This window comes from Halobellus rufus, from assembly GCF_000739575.1.
GTDB classification, from domain to species: domain Archaea; phylum Halobacteriota; class Halobacteria; order Halobacteriales; family Haloferacaceae; genus Haloquadratum; species Haloquadratum rufum.
This window is the reverse complement of sequence record NZ_BBJO01000030.1, coordinates 37,111-55,019: the sequence shown is the minus strand read 5'-3', so window position 1 is coordinate 55,019 and position 17,909 is coordinate 37,111. Positions and strand designations below refer to the sequence as shown.

Here is a 17,909-nt window from a genome sequence, read left to right as displayed (position 1 = left end):
CGCTCACCCGTCCTGCGGCGTGTCGCGCTCGTCGACGACGTACTCCCCGAATGCGACCTGATCGACGGAGTGGACCGTCCCGCCGAGCCCGTCGACCGCGTCCTCGACGGCGTCGTACTCGATCGCCGACCCCTCCGCGGTGATCTTGACGTTCTGGACCTCTTGGTCCAGTTCGATCAGCGACGTCGAGACGGCGTCGATGCTCTCGACCTCGGCGACCCGCTCGGTGAACGCGAGCATCGTCGGCTCGTGCGGTTTCAGCACGTCGATGACGACACGTCGGAGCACTGCCATTAGGGGAGTTGTCGGCGCGGAGTCGCTTAATACCGCCGGGTGGTTCGAGACGGCGCCGCCGGGACGCGCGGCTCCCACACTGAAGTCGTCTCCGCCCGAACGCGACGTATGGACCGACAGCGGTTCCTGTTCGTCTCCGCCGACGCCGCGCTGATCGCCGACCTCGCGTGGCAGATCCATCGGGAGGGACACGACGTCAAGTACTACATCGAGTCCGAGACCGATCGAGAGATCGGCGACGGGTTCGTCCCGAAGACCGACGACTGGGAGGCGGACGTCGAGTGGGCCGACGTGATCGTCTTCGACGACATCTGGGTCGCGGGAGCGGAGGCCGCGGCGGGCGTCGCGGGCGAGGAGGGTGACGCCCCGCGAGGTGAGGGCGACGTCGGGACGGGTGCGCTGGCACAGGAACTCCGTGAGCGGGGGAAGGCGGTCGTCGGCGGCACGCCGAACACAGACCGGCTCGAGGCGGACCGCGGCTACGCGATGGACGTCCTCGAAGCCAACGGCGTCGAGACCGTCGAGCACCACGTCTTCGACGACTTCGGCGAGGGGATCCGACACGTCGAAGCGAACCCGGCACCGTACGTGATCAAGCCGCTCGGCGAGGTGCAGAACGTCAAGCGCCTCCTGTACGTCGGCGACGAAGACGACGGCAGCGACGTCGTCGACGTGCTCGCCGCCTACGAGAAAGCTTGGGGCCACCGAATGAAGGGCTTCCAACTCCAGCGGAAGGTCGAGGGCGTCGAGATCGCCGTCTGCGGGTTCTTCGACGGGTCGCGGTTCGTCGACCGGATCAACTTCAACTTCGAGCACAAGCGGCTCTTTCCGGGCAACATCGGGCCGTCCACCGGCGAGATGGGCACGTCGATGTTCTGGGCGGGGCGGAACGAACTGTTCGAGCGGACGCTCGGCAGACTAGAGGGGTGGCTCGCCGAGGAGGGGTACGTCGGGAGCATCGACCTCAACTGCATCGTCAACGAGCACGGGATCTACCCGCTGGAGTTCACGCCGCGGTTCGGCTACCCGACGATCGCGTTACAGGAGGAGTCGATCGACTCCTCGACCGGACAGTTCTTCGCCGATCTCGCGCGGGGGAACGACCCGGACGTGACCGTTCACAGGGGCTTCCAAGTCGCCGTCCGCGTCGTCCTGCCCCCGTTTCCCTTCGACGACGAGAAGACGTACGACGAGAACTCCCGGAACGCCGCGATCGTCTTTCGGACCGACGGCCGCGAGGGGATCCACCTGGAGGACACCAAGAACGTCGACGGCCAGTGGCGCGTCGCCGGTGAGAGCGGAATGCCCCTCGTCGTGACCGGGAAAGGCGAGACGATGCAGGCCGCCCGCGAGGAGGCCTACGATCGCATCGACGACATCGTCGTCCCGAACATGTACTACCGCGACGACGTCGGCGAGCGGTGGATCGACGGCGACGGCGATCGGCTCCAAGCGTGGGGGTATCTCGGACCGAACGAGGAGTAGGAGCCACGTCGAGCGCGCCGGTGCTCAGCGGTTCCGTTGGTACTCGTTCACCACGGCCTGCATCGCCTCTCTCGCGTCGCCGAAGAGCATCAGCGCGTTGTCCATCTCGAACAGCGGATTGGGGATGCCCGCGTACCCGGGACTCAGGCTGCGTTTGTTGACGACGACCGTCTCGGCCTCCCAGACGTCGAGCACCGGCATCCCCGCGATCGGACTCGGGTCCGCGGAGTAGGCCGTCGGATTCACGACGTCGTTCGCTCCGATCACGAGCACGAGATCCGTCTGCGTGAACGTCGGGTTGATCTCCGAGAGTTCCCGCATCTGCTCGTAGGGGACGTCCGCCTCCGCGAGCAGGACGTTTATGTGACCGGGCATCCGGCCCGCGACCGGGTGAATCCCGAACGCGACGTCGACCCCGTCGTCCGCGAGCAGTTGCGCCAACTCGGCGACCGCGTGCTGTGCCTGCCCGACTGCCATCCCGTACCCCGGCACGATCACCACGCGGCGAGCGACCTCGAGGAGCATCGCGACCTCCTCCGGAGACGTTGAGACGACGGTCCCCTCATAGACGTCCGCAACGTCGCCTCCCGACCCCGACGTCCCGTACGCGCCGAAGAGGACGTCCCCGAGCGAGCGGTTCATCGATCGGCACATTATCGTCGTCAGGATCAGCCCGGACGCACCGACGAGCGTGCCGGCGATGATGAGGACGTCGTTGTCGAGCACGAACCCCGTCGAGGCCGCGGCCAACCCAGAGAAGGCGTTCAGCAGCGCGATAACGACCGGCATATCCGCCCCGCCGATCGGAGCGACGACCGAGACGCCGAGGACCGACGCGACTGCGAGAAGCAGCCAGTACGGGGAGACGAACTCGCCGATGGGGAACAGTCCAAGCGTCGTCCGCGTGAGAAGCGACAGGCCGAGGGCGACCGCGAGAGCCGCGAGGACGACTTTGACCCCGTTCTCGGCGGGGTACCGAGCCGGGTCCTCCGAGATTCCGTGCAGTTTGGCGGCAGCGACGAGGCTCCCCGAGAACGTGACCGCCCCGATCAGCCCCGTAACCGCTGCTGCACCGGTCACAACCGGCGAAAGGCCGGAGAGCTCTCCGACGCTGACACCGTCAATCAGCTCAGCGCCCGCGACGAGCGCGGAGGCACCGCCGCCGAACCCGTTGAAAAGCCCCACGAGCTGGGGCAGGTCCGTCGTTTGCACCGACAGTGCCAGCCACGTACCGACGCCCGCGCCCAACAGCAGTGCCGCCGCCAGGACGAGCGGGGAGAGGATCTCGAACCAGAGCACCGTGGCACCCACGGCGAGCGCCATCCCGACGGCGGATACGAGATTGCCGCGCTCGGCCGTCCGCGGATGCGTCAGGCGACGAAGGCCGATGACGAACAGCACGCCGGAGACGAGGTACACGAAGGACAGTGCGTCCGGGGGGAGGCCGTTCCCGGCGGCCGGACCGACCCCGGTCGCGACACGGGTCATCGATCAGTCACCCCGCCGCCCGAAGCTTCGGAGCATTTTGTGACTGATCAGGTAGCCGCCGACGACGTTGATCGTCGCGAGGACGACCGCGACGAAGCCGAGGGCGGTCGCGAGCGTGGAACGCCCCGAGCCCGCGACGAGGACCGACCCGATCAGGGTGATCCCCGAAATCGCGTTCGTCCCCGCGATGAGCGGGGTGTGAAGCGTCGCGGGGATCTTGGTTATCAGTTCGTAACCGAGGAAGCCGACGAGGACGAACAGCGTGAGGCTCTCGACGAACGTCACCGCGTCCACCCCCGGCTACGCGGCATCGGAACCTCCCCTCCGATGCGGCGCTCGGACGGCTCCGTCGTGCGTGAGCAGCGTGGCGTCGACGATCTCGTCGTCGACGTCGACGTGGAGGCGGCCGTCTTCGAGGAGGCCGTCGAGGAAGTTCGCGACGTTGTTCGCGAAGAGCTGGCTCGCCGTGTGGGCGACGCGCGCGGGAAGGTTCGTGTGACCGATGACGGTGACGCCGTCGTATTCGATCACCTCGCCCGCCCGAGTCGGCTCGCAGTTGCCGCCGCCGTCTGCGGCCACGTCGACGACGACGGACCCCGCGTCCATCTCCTCGATCATCGCAGCGGTCACGAGCGTCGGGGCCGCCCGGCCGGGGACCGCCGCTGAGGTGATCACGACGTCCGCGTCCCCGACGGCCGCTGTCATCGCCTCGCGCTGTTTGCGGTAGAATTCCGCGTCTTGCTCCCGCGCGTATCCGTCCGCGGCCGTCGTCTCGGTCGCCTCGACGTCGAGTTCGAGGAAGTCCGCGCCGAGGCTCTCGACCTCCTCGGCGACGGCCGGTCGGATGTCGTACGCGCGGACCCGCGCACCCAGTCGCTTCGACGTCGCGATCGCTTGGAGGCCCGCAACACCCGCTCCGACGACGAAGACCGACGCGGGACGGACCGTCCCCGCCGCCGTCATCTGCATCGGAAAGAGACTCGGTAAGGCGTCCGCCGCCGTCACCGCCGCCTTGTACCCGGCGACGCTCGCCATCGAAGTCAGCACGTCCATCTGCTGTGCCCGCCCGATTCGCGGCAGCAGTTCGAGGGCGAACGCGCTGATTCGACGGTCCGCGAGCACCTCGAACGTCGCCTCGTCGATCTCGTAGGGGCCGAGCAACCCGATGACCGTCTGTCCCTCTCGATACGGTTCTATCGCGTCCGTGGACGCGGCACCCAGCGCGCGAACGTGCAGAATCACGTCCGACCGCTCGAAGACCGCATCGCGGTCTTCGACGACGTCGCAACCGACGGCGGCGTACTGCGCGTCGCTCCAGTCCGTTCGGTCCCCCGCTCCCGACGATACGATTACCTCGTGGTCCTGCCCGAGGAGATCCCGCGCGACCGACGGAACGAGCGCGACGCGCGTCTCCTCGGTCGATCGCTCTCCCGGGACGCCGACGCTCACCGCCAACTCGTCCACCCGCCGTCGACGACGAGCGATTCCCCGGTGACGTAACTCGCCAAGTCGCTCGCGAGGAACGTCGCCGCGCCCGCGATGTCTTCGGGTTGCCCGTACCGCCCGAGCGGCACCATCTGGGTGAACTGCTCGGCCTGTTCGGCCGCCGCTTCCGGGTCGCTCGGCTCGCCGCCGATCATCGTCTGCACCCCGCCCGGGTGGATCGCGTTCACGCGGATCCCGTGCCCCCCGAGTTTGTGTGCGAGCGAGTACGTCAGCGTCGTCAGTCCGCCCTTCGACGCGGCGTACGTCGGCCAGTCGCCGTTGCCGAAGAGACCGGCGATGCTGGAGACGTTGATGATGGCTCCACTGTCGCCTTCCACCAACCGCTCGGCGGCGATCTGAGAGCCGAAGTACGCCCCCTTGAGGTTGATATCGAGCATCCGCTGGAACTCCGCTTCGGTGACCTCGAAAAACTCCTCGGACCGCCAGATCCCGGCGTTGTTCACCAGAACGTCGAGACCGCCCGCGGCCTCGGCCGCGTCGACCGCCTCGCGGAGGTCCGAGCGGTCAGTCACGTCGCACTCGACGAACACCGAGCTCGTGTCGGTCTCCGTTTCGATCAGTTCGTGGGTCGGTGGTCCGCCCTCCTTCGGTTGTTCGCGGACGTCGGCGACGACGACGGCCTCGGCTCCCTGCTCTGCGAACCCGCGCGCGATCGCGCGGCCGATGCCCGAACTACCGCCCGTGACGACCGCGGTTTTCCCGTCGAGAAGTGACATTGCCCAAACACCACCGAGGGGTACGCTCGGCGAACGGCATAATAATAGAGCGGATACCACGGACCACCGGAACGACCGCGTCGCTAATCCGTTCCTACCGTCTGTTTCCACCCCGCAATAGACTGCGTTCGCACCGACGACCCGGCCCGGATGTGTACCGAGTGTGAATAACTGGTAACCACGGCCCCACCTTTTTAATACGCGTACTCGACATTGAGGTGTACATCATGTCTACCCAAGAAATCAGACTCCGGAGCACGATCGCCGGATTCACCGCGGAGGGAAAGCTACACACCCTGAGCGTCTGGTTCATCCTCGCGCTCAGGCTGATGATCGGCCTGGCGTTCTTCCAGAGCGGCTTCGACAAGGTGCTGTCGGGGAGTTTCAGCGCCGCGGGCTACCTCCAGAACGCACCGCCGTCGAACGGTAGCCCGCTCGCCGGCCTGTTCGTCGCGATGGGAGAGACGCCGTGGTTCGTCGACTTCGTCAACATCGCCGTCCCGTGGGGTGAGCTGTTGATCGGACTCGGCGTCATCTTCGGGGCCCTGACGCGGTTTGCGGCGTTCTGGGGCGCGTTTATGATGCTCCTGTTCTACCTCGGGAACTGGGACATCTCCCACGGCTACATCAACGGCGACTTCGCGTACATGCTCGTGTTCCTCTCGGTTGCCGCGTTCGGCGCCGGGCGGATCCTCGGACTGGACAGCTACATCGAGCAGTACGAGGTCGGCGGCGAACCGCTGATCGAGCGGTATCCGTGGATGCGGTACCTCCTCGGCTGAGGCGGCTGCCGCCTTTTTTACGCCGAATCGCCTCGGCCGCGTAGATAGACGACCAGCGCCCCGACCGCGCCGACGACGATAGCCACGAGAAGCGAGACGACAGCGCCGACGCCGACGACGAACAGGACGACGCCGAACGCGACGAGGAACGTCGCCGCGAACGCGCCGATCGCGTTCGCGATCCTCCGAGTGTCGTCGCCGCCGCGGTACGCGAACAGAACGAGAGAAGTCACCGCCGAACCCACGAAGATTCCCGCGGGGAGCGCGACGAACACCGAGAACTCCATCGTCGGGAGCAGGAGTTCGATCACTGCGACTGCGCTCACGAGGAAGGCAGCGATCCCCGCCACGACCGCCACCGCGACTGTGCGAACGCTCATACTGCAGACACGAGGCGGCCGGTGAAAAATACACGCTCGCTACCGCGTCGACGACGCTGGAACGACAGTATCGTTGGGGGACCCGACTCAAGCGATCACGAGCCACGCGAGCAGGACGGCGAGGCCGCCGAGCGCGGTCGACGCCACGGCGTGGACGCGCAGTCTGTCCAGCAGCGCGTGGGCGTCGCCGGAGACCGAGAGGAGGTCGTGGATCTCGCTGCCGATCTCACAGCGCGGGAGGAAGTCCATCGCGACGTGGAGGAACACCCCGGCGGCGAAGCCGAAGACCAGCCCGCGAAGCGGCCCGGTCGCCGGGAGCGCGATCAGCGACGCGGTGAGCCCCGCGAGGCCGACGCCGGTCGCCGGGAGCAGAAGCACCGACGGGTCGCGCCCGGCGGACGCGAGACGCCGCGCTGCGGCGTAACCGGCCGGTCCCTTGTGCGAGACGATCGCGAGTCCGAGAAGCGCGCCGAGTTCCGGCATGTTCCCGTAAATGATCCCGATGATCGCGCCCGCCGAGAGGGCGTGAGCGGTCAGCTCCGCGACGGTCCGATCCATCGGGAGGTCCATGTGTGCGAGCCGGTGACCGATCGTGTGGGAGGCGAACCCGGCCAAGAGGCCGAAGGCCACGCCGAAGCCGCCCCACTGCGGGTGCTGGCCGATCGCCTGCGGCACGAGAAAGACCGCCGCGCTCGTCACCATCGCGCCCGCGGCGAGCCCGTAGCCCCAGACCAGCGCGCCGGCGCTCTCGCTCGCCGTCCGCGCGCCGAGGGGCGCGGCCAGCGCCATCGCCAGGAACGCGACCCACGAGATACCGACCAGCTTGACGGCGTTCGTCACCTCGACGACGACTGCGAGCGCCGACAGCGCGACGAGGACGACCGTCGCGCCGAGACCGAGCCGAGAGATTCGCGTCACGATATGAATTCCTTTCTCGATATTAATAACGCCTCCGCTCTGTGCGGCGTCCGGATCGTCGCCCGCCCGCACGGTGACGCCATCTGGCCAGCCGATTTATACCCTCCACGCACCACTGTAGCCCTATGGATGCGCTCTCGGATCTTCGCTCCCTCGACGGCGCGGACGTCGTCGTCGTCGGTGGCGGTTTCGGCGGTCTCTCGACGGCCTGCTATCTCGCCGGTGCCGGTGCCGACGTGACGCTCCTCGAAAAGAACGAGCAGTTGGGCGGTCGCGCCAGCCGGCTCGAAGTCGACGGGTTCCGCTTCGATATGGGGCCGTCGTGGTACCTGATGCCCGACGTCTTCGAGCGGTTCTTCGGATACTTCGGACGCGAGCCCGGCGATTACTACGATCTCACGCGGCTCGATCCGCACTACCGGATCTTCTTCAAAGACGGAGATCGGGTGGACATGGTGCCGGACCTCGAACGGAACCGCGAGGTCTTCGAGTCCTACGAACCCGGGGCTGGCGAGCGCTTCGACGACTACCTGGAGAAGTCGAAGATCAACTACGAGGTCGGGATGGAGCACTTCGTCTACGAGGACCGCACGTCGATCCGGGAGTTCCTCGACTGGGACGTCGCGAAGAACGCCCGCGGCCTCTCGTTGATCGGTTCGATGCAGGGCCACGTCGAGAAGTACTTCGACCACCCGAAGCTCCAGCAGATCATGCAGTACACGCTGGTGTTCCTCGGCGGCGCGCCGACGAACACGCCCGCGCTGTACAACCTGATGAGTCACGTCGACTTCAATATGGGCGTGTACTACCCCGAGGACGGGCTCGGCGGCGTCGTCGACGGCGTCGTCGCGCTCGGCGAGGAACTCGGCGTCGACTTCCGCACCGACGCGCCCGTCACCGAGATCCGGGGTCGCGAGGGCGCGTTCGTCGTGCGGACCGAAGGGGATGCGGAGTTCTACGCCGACTACGTCGTCAGCGACGCCGACTACCGACACACGGAGATGGAACTGCTCCCGCCGGAGAAGCGCCAGTACGACGAGGAGTACTGGGAGTCGAGAACCTACGCGCCCTCGGCGTTCCTGCTCTACCTCGGCGTCGAGGGCGACGTCGACCCGCTCGAACACCACACGCTCGTGCTCCCGACCGACTGGGACGAGCACTTCGAGCGGATCTTCGACGACCCGGCGTGGCCCGAGGACCCGGCGTACTACCTCTGCGTCCCCTCCGAGACCGACGACGACGTCGCGCCGGAGGGCCACTCGAACCTCTTCGCGCTCGTGCCGATCGCCGCGGGCCTGGAGGACACGCCCGAACTCCGCGCGGAGTTCCGCGACCTCGTGTTGGACGACATCGCGGCGAACACCGGCGTCGAACTCCGCGACCGGATCGTCGTCGAGGAGTCCTTCTGCGTGAACGACTTCGCGGACCGATACAACAGCACGAAGGGGACCGCCCTCGGCCTCGCGCACACGCTCCGGCAGACGGCGCTGTTCCGGCCGCCGCACCACTCCGCGGAAGTCGACGGGATGTTCTTCACCGGGTCGTTCACCACGCCCGGCATCGGCGTGCCGATGTGTCTGATCAGCGGCGAACTGACGGCCGAGGCGATGGCCGAGCGGGCCGATTGAGCGGATGACGGCCGACACTCGAACGGAGGGACTGAGTCGATGACGATCCCCGCCCGAGCGACGCGACCGGTCGGCCGGCTCCGGTACCTGCTGACGCTCTCGCGACCGCGCTTTTGGCTCTACCTCGCCGGCCCCGTCGTCGTCGGCGTCGCCTACGGCGCGGAGACGACCGCGGCGCTCTTCACCCCGGTGACGGTCGGCCTGTTCGCGTACTTCCTCATCCCGGCGAACGTCTTCCTCTACGGCGTCAACGACGTCTTCGACGCCGACATCGACGCCGGCAATCCCAAGAAAGACGAGCGGGAAGCGCGCTGGCGCGGCGATCCGCTGGTGGCGGTGGTGATCGCCGCGTCGGCGCTCGCAGGCGTCGCCGTTTTCGCGGTCGCCCCGCCCGCGGCGTGGCCGTACCTGCTGGGCTTTTTCGCCCTCGGACTTCAGTACTCCGCGCCCCCGCTCCGATTCAAGACGACCCCGTTTCTCGACTCGGTCTCGAACGGCCTGTACATCCTCCCTGGCGCGGCCGCGTACGCGACGGTGGCGGGGGCGCATCCGCCGCTCGCGGCGGTCGCGGGCGCGTGGCTCTGGACGATGGGGATGCACACGTTCTCGGCGATCCCCGACATCGACCCCGACAGAGAGGCCGGCATTCGGACCACGGCGACGTACCTCGGGGAGCGGCGCACGCTCGCGTACTGTCTGGCGTGCTGGCTCGCCGCCGCGGCCGTCTTCGCGCTCGTCGACGGCAGGATCGGGGCGCTCCTCGTGGCCTACCCGCTCCTCGTCTTCGGGATCTACCGCTCCGAGGTCGACGTCGAGCGCGCCTACTGGTGGTATCCCGTCGTGAATACGGCCGTCGGCGCACTCCTGACGCTCGGCGCGCTCTGGAGGCTCGTGTATGCCTGACGGCGGCAGTTCGGCGGGGCAGTCGTCGCTGGCCGCTCGGATCCCGCGGACGCGCGCCGAGTGGGAGATCCGACTGGAGCGGCTGATCAGGGAAAACCGCTTTACGATCTCGGTGTTCTTCCCGCTCAACGGGATCGTGCTCCTGCTCGCCAGCGCCGAGGGCGCGCTCCCCGAGCCGCTGGCGTTCAACGGCCTGCTGATCCTGCTCGGGACGCTCGTGATGCGCTCGCCGCTCGTCGTCGGTGTGCTCCCGATCACCGACCGGCGGGCGGCGACGGGCGTCGGCGCGCTGACGCTGTACGCCTACGGGATCGAGTACCTCGGCGTCCACACGGGCCTCCCCTACGGTGAGTTCTTCTACGGCGTCGACCTCGGCCCGATCGTCGCCGGCGTCCCGCTCGGCCTGCCGGTCTTCTTCATCCCGCTGGTGATGAACGCGTACCTGCTCTGTCTCCTCCTCTTGGGCGAGCGCGCCGCGCGGACGAGCGTCCGGTTGCTCGCGGTGATCGCCGCGGTGCTGACGATGGACGTCGTCCTCGACCCCGGAGCCGTCGCGCTCGGCTTCTGGGTGTACCCGAACGGCGGCGCGTTCTACGGCGTCCCGCTGTCGAACTACGCCGGCTGGGTGCTCTCGGCCACGCTCGCCGTCGTCGCCCTCGACTGGGGGTACGACCGCCGGGCGCTGCGCGACCGACTCGACGACTGCGAGTTCCTCCTCGACGACCTCGTCTCCTTCGTCATCCTCTGGGGCGGCATCAACGCGTGGTTCGGCAACTGGATCCCCGTCGCGTTCGCTGCGCTGTTCGGTCTGGGACTGCTCGCGACGGACCGGTTCGACGCGCCGCTGGCGGGGGTTCCGTGGCTTCGTCCCGGCCGCGAAGAGTCGGCGGCCGAGCGGAACCGGTGAATCGACGACAGTCGCGCGCTACTCGGTGAACCCGCGGATCCACCCCGAGACGCGCCGGCCGACGCCGCCGGAGGGGAGCGGCCACCACGTTCGATCCGTCGAGGGGCCCGAGTGGCCGGGGTCTCTGGTGCCGTCGCCCTCCTCCGGGTAGGGAACGACGCTGACGCGGCGGAAGACGGCGACGGGGTCGCGCTCGAACGCCCAGTACAGCCGGGTCTTCGCGAGCAACAGCAGCTTTCGCGGCGTCGACAGCGACGGCGTCGTCGAGAGGACGTCGCAGTCCAGTTTCCGGATCTCGCGGTGGTGGTCGGCGTAGAGGACCACCGCGAGCAACACGGCGAACTGACAGTCCTCGGGGAGATAGCGGATGCCCTCGACGCCCTCGCGGTACAGCGCCTCCGTCCGCCGGAGCTCCGACTCCATCGCCGCGCGGAAGTTCTCGTCGTACTCGAAGTTCAGCACCTGCTCTTCGGTCACGCCGTGTTCCGCGAGCGTCTCCCGCGGGAGGTAGATCCGGTCGCGCTCGACGACGTCCTCGCGGACGTCCCGGAGGAAGTTCGAGAGCTGGAACGCCTCGCCCAGCGCCGTCGCGTGGGGGAGCGCGCGCTCTGCCTCCGGCGCCTCCATAATCTGAGTCATCATCCGGCCGACGGCCGCCGCCGACCCGTCCATGTACGCCTCCAACTCCTCGTAGGTCTCGTAGCGGTCCTTCTCGATGTCGGCGAGCATCGCATCGACGAACACCTCGACGTCCGACTCGGGGATGTCGTACCGCTCGCGGAGTTCGGCGAACGCGACGAGGACCGGGTCGTCGCTCTCCTCGCGGCCGAGCGCCTGTCGGCGCAGCTCCTCGAGTCGGCGGCGCTGTTCGGCCGGCGGAGCCGTGTCGGCGGCGTCGACGACTTCGTCGGCCACTCTGAAGAACGCGTACAGCACGTACGTCGCGTGACGGACGCGTTCGGGGAGGACTCGCGTCGCGAGGTGGAAGGTCTTCCCCGTTCGACGCTGGATCTGCTTGCTCTGTCGGATCTGTTCAGCTTCGACCATCGTCAGGTATCACGGGTGGGGGCATCTCGTCGCGGTGCCGTCGGGCCACACATCTGTCACCTAATGGACGGACTGAACTCATATAACGCTTCGTGCCGATCTGAAAGGAAATCGAACCGAACGAGAAGAAACGGCCAGTAGACTCATATACCTCGATTCGATCGTCTCGCGATCGACGTATCAGATCACCAGAACGTGTCGCTGCAATCGTAGACGACGCCGTGCTCCGGGCAGACGTACTTGCAGTGACGGTGGGCCATCGACCGCCCGCAGATCGGGCAGGGGCGGCCGGGAAGCGTCTCGACGCCGTCCTCGGGGCCTTCCGGTTCGCCCTCGCCGTGCGAATCGCTCACGGGTGAGAACGCGCTCGGGCGCATCAAGAAGGTTCGCGTTTCGAGGCACCGAGAGACCGAGCGGCGGTACCCGAACCGCGCTTCGCGGGGGCCTACAGGAAGTCCTCGATGTAGTCGGCGACCTCGTTCGGCGTGTCGCCGACGGGGACGCCCGCGTCGTTGAGCGCGTCGATCTTCGACTCCGCGGTTCCGGTTCCGGACCCGGAGACGATCGCGCCGGCGTGACCCATCCGCTTGCCCGGCGGCGCGGTGCGCCCGGCGATGAAGCCCGCGACGGGCGTGTCCATGTTCTCGGCGATGTACTTGGCGGCCTGCTCTTCGTCCTCGCCGCCGATCTCGCCGCACATCACGACCGCCTTCGTCTCCGTGTCGGCCTCGAACGCCTCCAGGGCGTCGACGAACGACGTCCCGATGATCGGGTCGCCGCCGATGCCGATGGCGGTGGTCTGCCCGATGTCTCGCTCGGTCAGGTTCGAGACGACCTGATAGGTCAGCGTCCCCGAGCGGGAGACGAGACCGACGTCGCCGGACTCGAAGATGTTGCCGGGGAGGATGCCCAGTTTCGCCTCGCCGGGAGTGATGATGCCCGGGCAGTTCGGACCGATGAGTCGGGTGTCGGTCTCGGAGAGGCGTTTGTTGACCTTCGCCATGTCCTGCGTCGGGATGCCCTCCGTGATGGCGACGACGAGGTCGAGATCCGTGTCCAGCGCCTCGAAGACGGCGTCGCCGGCGAACGCCGGCGGGACGAACACGACGGACGCGTCGGCGTCCTCGGCCTCGACGGCCTGGTCGACGGTGTCGTAGACGGGGACGCCGGCGACCGACTGGCCGCCCTTGCCGGGCACCGCGCCCGCGACGACGTTCGTGCCGTACTCGATCATCTGTTCGGTGTGGAACTTCCCTTCCCCACCGGTGATTCCCTGTACCACAACGCGCGTGTCGTCGTCGACGAAGATGCTCATTGTCCTGCCTCCTGTGCGTTCTCGACCGCTTGCTGTACGGCGTCTTCGAGGGTGGCCTCGACCTCGACGAGGTCCGTGTTCAGGATCTCCATCCCCTCCTCGGCGTTGGTGCCGGCGAGGCGGACGACGACCTTCTTCGGGATCTCGTCGAACTGTTCGAGCGCCTCGTTGATCCCCTTGGCGACCTCGTCGCCGCGGGTGATGCCGCCGAAGATGTTGAAGACCACCGCGTCGACGTTCTCGTCGGAGAAGACCATGTCCAGCGCGTTCGCGACGCGCTCGGCCTTCGCGCCGCCGCCGATGTCGAGGAAGTTCGCGGGCTCTCCGCCATAGTAGTCCACGAGGTCGAGCGTGGTCATCACGAGGCCCGCGCCGTTGCCGATGATGCCGACGTTGCCCGAGAGTCGGACGTAGTCGAAGCCGTACTCGTTGGCCTTCGCCTCCAGTTCGTCGGCGGCGGCCTCGTCTTCCATCTCCGCGAGGTCGGGCTGGCGGAACAGCGCGTCCTCGTCGATGTTCATCACGGCGTCGGCGGCGACGACCTCCCGGTCCGCGGTGATCATCACGGGGTTGATCTCGATCTCGGAGGCGTCCTTCGACTCGTAGAGGTCGTAGAGCGTCGAGAGGATCGAGGCGACGTCGCCCGCGACGTCACGCGGGATCCCGGCGTCGTAGACGACCTTCCGCGCCTGGTAGGGATGGAGGCCGAACGCGGGGTCGATGTGTTCGCGGGCGATCGCGTCGGGCGTCTCCTCGGCGACGGATTCGATGTCGACGCCGCCTTCAGTCGAGACCATCGCGACGGGTTCGCCCTCGCCGCGGTCCATCGTGATCCCCACGTACAGTTCGTTCTCGAAGTCGACGCCGGACTCGACGAGGACTTTCTCGACCGTGTAGCCCTTGAGGTCCATTCCGAGGATCTCGTCGGCGTACTGCCGGGCCTCCTCCTCGTCGGTCGCGATCTTGATTCCGCCGGCCTTGCCCCGTCCACCGACGTGTACCTGTGCCTTGATCGCCGCCGGGAATCCGATCTCCGAGACCGCCTCGACGACCTCCTCGACGGTGGTCGCGAGCCGCGAGTCGGGTACCGGAATACCGGCGTCAGCGAAGACTTGCTTCGCCTGGTACTCGTGTAAGCGCATCGTCCGAGAGTGCGGCGTGCGCGCGCATAAAGCCCGTCGATATGGTTGCGGAGGTCTCGGCCGAACGCATCTCGAACCGATATGCTCGGTTCACAGCGCAGGCGTCGCCACCTGCACCGTCCGTCCGTTTCCGCCCGATTTAATCGCCGGCCGCGCGAACGGTCGTCCACATGCGCGCAGTCAGATTCCACGAGCACGGCGGACCCGAGGTACTGACGGTCGACGAGGTCGACGACCCCGATCCCGGCTACGGCGAGGTCGTCGTCGACGTCGAGGCCGCCGCGGTGAATCCGGTCGACACGTACTTCCGCGAGGGCGCGTATCCCGTGCCGCACCTGCCCTTCGTCGGCGGCTCCGACGTCGCGGGCACGGTCTCGGCCGTCGGCGACGGCGTCGCGGCGTTCGCGGTCGGCGACCGCGTCTTCGGCACCGGCCTCGGAAACGGCCGTCCCGGCTCGTTCGCCGAGGCCGTCGCGGCCCCCGTCGGCAACCTCGCGCACCTCCCCGAGGCGGTCGACTTCGAGTCCGCCGCGGCGCTCGCGCTCGTCGGGACCACCGCGTGGCAGGCGCTCGTCCACCACGCCGCGGCCGAGCCGGCCGAGACGGTGCTCGTCCACGGCGGCAGCGGCGGCGTCGGCCACGTCGCGATCCAACTCGCGGAGACGATGGGCGCGCGCGTCCACGCGACCGCCTCGCCTGAAGACGCCGCCGACCTCGAATCCCTCGGCGCGGACGAGGTGTTCGAGTACTCGCGCGCGGACCTCGAAGACGCCGTCGCCGACGCCGGCGGCGCGGACGTCGTCGTCGACCTGCACATGGACCAGTACCTCCAGTTCAACGCGAACGTCGCGAACCCCGGCGCGCGCGTGATCGGCATCGGCAACGACACCTCCAGTGGTTCATTCGACGACATCGGGATCACGAAGGGCAAGGAGATCCGCTATCAGTTCATGTCGATGTACAACGCCGACGACATCGGCGCGGTGTTGGCACGGCTGGCGGACCTCTGTGCCCGCGGCGAGGTCGCGCCGGTGATCCACGAGACGTACGACCTCGACGAGACCGCCGAAGCGCAGCGGGCCGTTCTCGAAGACAGCTTCCTCGGGAAGTTGGTCGTCGAGCCGTAGGGAGGCCTCGTTCGCCGGTTCGACCTCGTATCGACGTACGTACAGAACTGTCCGCTCTGACACGCTTGTGTACAATTTTACTGCGACAGGCGGCCGATAATCGCGTGTCTTATCACTTCCCCGCTGATTAGTCGGAGGCGATATGAGTCAACGAGAGACGTGGGCGACGCGCGCGGGGTTCATCCTCGCGGCCGTCGGCTCGGCGGTCGGGCTGGGAAACATCTGGCAGTTCCCCTTCAAGACCTCCGAGTACGGCGGGGCGACGTTCCTCGTCGTCTACCTGGTCGCCGCGCTGGGAATCGGGCTCCCGGCGATGCTCGCGGAGTTCGTCATCGGGAGAAAGAGCAACCTGAACGCCATCAGCGCGTTCGAGAAGCTGGGACACCGCAGTTGGAAGTGGGTCGGGATCTTGGGCGTCGCGACCGGCTTCTGGATCCTGTCGTACTACAGCGTCGTCGGCGGGTGGGTGCTCCGCTACATCGGCGGCAGCGTCACCGGCGCGTACTTCGCCGATCCCGCGGGCTACTTCGGGCAGGTGTCGGCCGGTCCGGAGGCGCTCGCGCTCCACGCGCTGTTCATGATCTTCGTCGTCGCGATCGTCGCAGGCGGCGTCGAGGACGGCATCGAGAAGGCGACGAAGCTGATGGTCCCCAGCATCGTCGTCATCCTCGGCGTGCTCGCCGTCTGGGTGTTCACCCTCCCCGGTGCCGCCCCGGGTTACAGCTACTTCCTCTCGCCTGACCTCTCGACGCTCAGTCTGAGCGTCTCCTTCGATCCGCTCCCGTCCTTCAGCGGGCCGCTCACGGAGATCATCCCCTTCGCCGTGAGCCAGGCGTTCTTCTCGCTGTCGCTCGGGATGGGCGCGATGATAACCTACGCCTCCTACGTGGGCGACGACCAGAGCCTCTTCGGCGACAGCATCACCGTCGTCGTGTTCAACAGCGCGGTCGGCATCCTCGCCGGACTCGTCGTCATCCCGCTGCTGTTCGTGCAGGGCATCGAACCCGGTAGCGGCGGTGCGGGCGCGCTGTTCGTCAGCCTCGCGACCGCCTTCGCGGAGCTTCCGGCCGGCCGACTCGTCGGTGCCGTGTTCTTCGCCGTCGTGCTCATCGCGGCGCTGTCCTCGGCGATCAGCCTGCTCGAAGTGGTCGTCTCCTACGCCGTCGACAACTACGGCGCGCGTCGCCCACAGATCTCGGCCGCGCTCGGCGGACTGATCTTCCTGCTCGGGATCCCCTCCGCGTGGGACACCGCGTGGCTCACCTGGTTCGACAACCTCGCGTACCAGCTGCTGCTGCCGCTGTCGGTGCTCGGCATCCTCCTCTTCATCGGCTGGGTGTACGGTCGCCCGGCCGTCGAGGAACTGCTCAACGGCTCCTCGATGGGCAGCGGCGTCGGCGTCTCGTGGCTGTGGCTCGTCCGGACCGTCGTCCTCCTCGGCGTGATTCTCACGCTGGCGCTCGGCGTGCAGACGCTATTCTTCGCCGAGAATCCCGCGATCGTCCCGCCGCTGTAGGCGGCTCGGGACGACGATCATTTCGTCGCTCTTTCGCCGGCAGGCTAGGCGCGCTCGCCTCGACACTGCTCTATGACCTCGCCGACGACGTCGCGGTCGGCCGCGATGAGGTAGCGACGGCCGTTCACCAGTTTCGTCGAGTGCTGCACCGCGACGTGGCCGCCCGACTCGGCGATCACGACGGAGCCCTCCGGGAGCGACTCGGCGACGACCTCCCCCGCGGCGGGTGCGTCGTAGTCGATCCGGATGTCGAGCACTTCGAGTTCTCCGGTAACCTCCTCTAGGGTTCGGACGTCGCTGCCGGTGAGCGCGTTGACCGCCGCGCGAACGCTGGCGCGCTCGGGGAAGTACACCTCGTCGACGTACTCCTCGTACTCGTCGCCCGCGCGGTCTTCGATGCGTGCGACGGTTCGGATCCCCGTCGCGTACCGCTTTGCGGCCATACAGACCACGAGGTTCGTGTCCTCCTTGTCGGTGAGCGCGCCGACGACGCCGGTCCGGTCGGTGATGGCCGCTTCCAGCACCGAGGGCTTCGTCGCGTCGCCCTGAATCAGTTCGACGTCGTCGCCTTCGAGTTGTCCGTCCGGCTCGGGATCGATGACGGACACTTCCCGACCGCGGTCGGCGAAGTGCTGCGCCACTCGGTGTCCGACGCGTCCACTCCCGGCGATCACGACGTGTTCCGTATCAGTCATATTTGTTCATTATAGTGGTGGCAAATAAGCGTCGCCCCGAGTAACGAATGGTATTCAAGA

General features: G+C 67.6%; 19 protein-coding genes. 7 read left to right on the top strand and 12 right to left on the bottom strand.

Going from position 1 to position 17,909, the window contains the following annotated elements; all coding sequences use genetic code 11:
• Positions 1-3: 3 nt before the first annotated feature.
• The gene (locus ACP99_RS12270; protein WP_049986880.1) at positions 4-294 is read right to left on the bottom strand and encodes a DUF211 domain-containing protein; all 291 of its coding nucleotides are present in this window, start codon (positions 292-294) and stop codon (positions 4-6) included.
• Positions 295-402: 108 nt separating this feature from the next.
• Here ACP99_RS12270 and ACP99_RS12265 point away from each other — a divergent pair, with 108 nt between their 5' ends.
• Entirely contained in the window at positions 403-1,779 is a 1,377-nt protein-coding gene (locus ACP99_RS12265) for a phosphoribosylamine--glycine ligase (RefSeq protein WP_049986879.1), read from the top strand.
• 24 nt (positions 1,780-1,803) lie between these two features.
• Here ACP99_RS12265 and ACP99_RS12260 read toward each other — a convergent pair whose 3' ends face one another.
• From ACP99_RS12260 to ACP99_RS12245, 4 genes are read right to left on the bottom strand one after another with little or no spacing between them, the layout of a single operon-like run.
• Positions 1,804-3,267 (bottom strand): NAD(P)(+) transhydrogenase (Re/Si-specific) subunit beta, encoded by a 1,464-nt coding sequence (locus tag ACP99_RS12260; RefSeq protein WP_049986878.1) that lies wholly within the window; start codon positions 3,265-3,267, stop codon positions 1,804-1,806.
• Between the two features lie 3 nt (positions 3,268-3,270).
• The gene (locus tag ACP99_RS12255) at positions 3,271-3,552 is read right to left on the bottom strand and encodes an NAD(P) transhydrogenase subunit alpha (protein WP_049986995.1); all 282 of its coding nucleotides are present in this window, start codon (positions 3,550-3,552) and stop codon (positions 3,271-3,273) included.
• Between the two features lie 15 nt (positions 3,553-3,567).
• Complete coding sequence (locus ACP99_RS12250) at positions 3,568-4,716, bottom strand: Re/Si-specific NAD(P)(+) transhydrogenase subunit alpha (protein ID WP_081927462.1); 1,149 nt, start codon at positions 4,714-4,716, stop codon at positions 3,568-3,570.
• Entirely contained in the window at positions 4,713-5,489 is a 777-nt protein-coding gene (locus ACP99_RS12245) for an SDR family NAD(P)-dependent oxidoreductase (RefSeq protein ID WP_049986876.1), read from the bottom strand. The genes ACP99_RS12250 and ACP99_RS12245 overlap by 4 nt, the downstream gene beginning before the upstream one ends.
• 227 nt (positions 5,490-5,716) lie before the next feature.
• Here ACP99_RS12245 and ACP99_RS12240 point away from each other — a divergent pair, with 227 nt between their 5' ends.
• On the top strand, positions 5,717-6,271 hold the full coding sequence (locus ACP99_RS12240) for a DoxX family protein (protein ID WP_049986875.1): 555 nt from the start codon (positions 5,717-5,719) through the stop codon (positions 6,269-6,271).
• Positions 6,272-6,288: 17 nt separating this feature from the next.
• On the opposite strand, the gene ACP99_RS12235 is transcribed toward ACP99_RS12240, so the two are convergent.
• On the bottom strand, positions 6,289-6,651 hold the full coding sequence (locus tag ACP99_RS12235; RefSeq protein WP_049986874.1) for a hypothetical protein: 363 nt from the start codon (positions 6,649-6,651) through the stop codon (positions 6,289-6,291).
• 87 nt (positions 6,652-6,738) lie between these two features.
• Positions 6,739-7,569 (bottom strand): zinc transporter, encoded by an 831-nt coding sequence (locus ACP99_RS12230; RefSeq protein WP_049986873.1) that lies wholly within the window; start codon positions 7,567-7,569, stop codon positions 6,739-6,741.
• A 125-nt stretch (positions 7,570-7,694) separates the two neighbouring features.
• Here ACP99_RS12230 and ACP99_RS12225 point away from each other — a divergent pair, with 125 nt between their 5' ends.
• The 3 genes from ACP99_RS12225 to cruF are packed head-to-tail and all read left to right on the top strand — an operon-like array spanning position 7,695 to position 11,007.
• A complete protein-coding gene (locus tag ACP99_RS12225; RefSeq protein ID WP_049986872.1) occupies positions 7,695-9,197 on the top strand; it encodes a phytoene desaturase family protein in 1,503 nt (500 codons plus the stop codon).
• A 39-nt stretch (positions 9,198-9,236) separates the two neighbouring features.
• On the top strand, positions 9,237-10,100 hold the full coding sequence (locus ACP99_RS12220) for a prenyltransferase (RefSeq protein ID WP_049986871.1): 864 nt from the start codon (positions 9,237-9,239) through the stop codon (positions 10,098-10,100).
• The gene (gene cruF, locus ACP99_RS12215; protein WP_049986870.1) at positions 10,093-11,007 is read left to right on the top strand and encodes a bisanhydrobacterioruberin hydratase; all 915 of its coding nucleotides are present in this window, start codon (positions 10,093-10,095) and stop codon (positions 11,005-11,007) included. The genes ACP99_RS12220 and cruF overlap by 8 nt, the downstream gene beginning before the upstream one ends.
• 18 nt (positions 11,008-11,025) lie before the next feature.
• Here the strand turns inward: cruF and ACP99_RS12210 are convergent, their stop codons facing one another.
• From ACP99_RS12210 to sucC, 4 genes are all read right to left on the bottom strand, one after another.
• On the bottom strand, positions 11,026-12,054 hold the full coding sequence (locus ACP99_RS12210; protein ID WP_049986869.1) for a phytoene/squalene synthase family protein: 1,029 nt from the start codon (positions 12,052-12,054) through the stop codon (positions 11,026-11,028).
• A gap of 185 nt (positions 12,055-12,239) precedes the next feature.
• The gene (locus ACP99_RS21545; RefSeq protein ID WP_394324867.1) at positions 12,240-12,329 is read right to left on the bottom strand and encodes an HVO_2523 family zinc finger protein; all 90 of its coding nucleotides are present in this window, start codon (positions 12,327-12,329) and stop codon (positions 12,240-12,242) included.
• A gap of 170 nt (positions 12,330-12,499) precedes the next feature.
• Positions 12,500-13,369: a succinate--CoA ligase subunit alpha gene (gene sucD / locus ACP99_RS12200; RefSeq protein ID WP_049986867.1), complete on the bottom strand. Its 870-nt coding sequence runs from the start codon at positions 13,367-13,369 to the stop codon at positions 12,500-12,502.
• Positions 13,366-14,511 (bottom strand): ADP-forming succinate--CoA ligase subunit beta, encoded by a 1,146-nt coding sequence (gene sucC, locus ACP99_RS12195; protein WP_049986866.1) that lies wholly within the window; start codon positions 14,509-14,511, stop codon positions 13,366-13,368. Before sucC ends, sucD begins: the two co-directional genes overlap by 4 nt.
• A 170-nt stretch (positions 14,512-14,681) precedes the next feature.
• Between sucC and ACP99_RS12190 the strand changes: the two genes are divergently transcribed.
• Both ACP99_RS12190 and ACP99_RS12185 read left to right on the top strand, forming a co-directional pair.
• Entirely contained in the window at positions 14,682-15,638 is a 957-nt protein-coding gene (locus ACP99_RS12190; RefSeq protein WP_049986865.1) for an NADPH:quinone reductase, read from the top strand.
• Between the two features lie 142 nt (positions 15,639-15,780).
• Positions 15,781-17,154 (top strand): sodium-dependent transporter, encoded by a 1,374-nt coding sequence (locus ACP99_RS12185; protein WP_049986864.1) that lies wholly within the window; start codon positions 15,781-15,783, stop codon positions 17,152-17,154.
• Positions 17,155-17,198: 44 nt separating this feature from the next.
• Here the strand turns inward: ACP99_RS12185 and ACP99_RS12180 are convergent, their stop codons facing one another.
• Positions 17,199-17,849 carry a potassium channel family protein gene (locus tag ACP99_RS12180; RefSeq protein ID WP_049986863.1) on the bottom strand — a complete coding sequence of 217 codons (651 nt, stop codon included), beginning with the start codon at positions 17,847-17,849 and terminating at the stop codon, positions 17,199-17,201.
• Between the last annotated feature and the right edge of the window lie 60 nt (positions 17,850-17,909).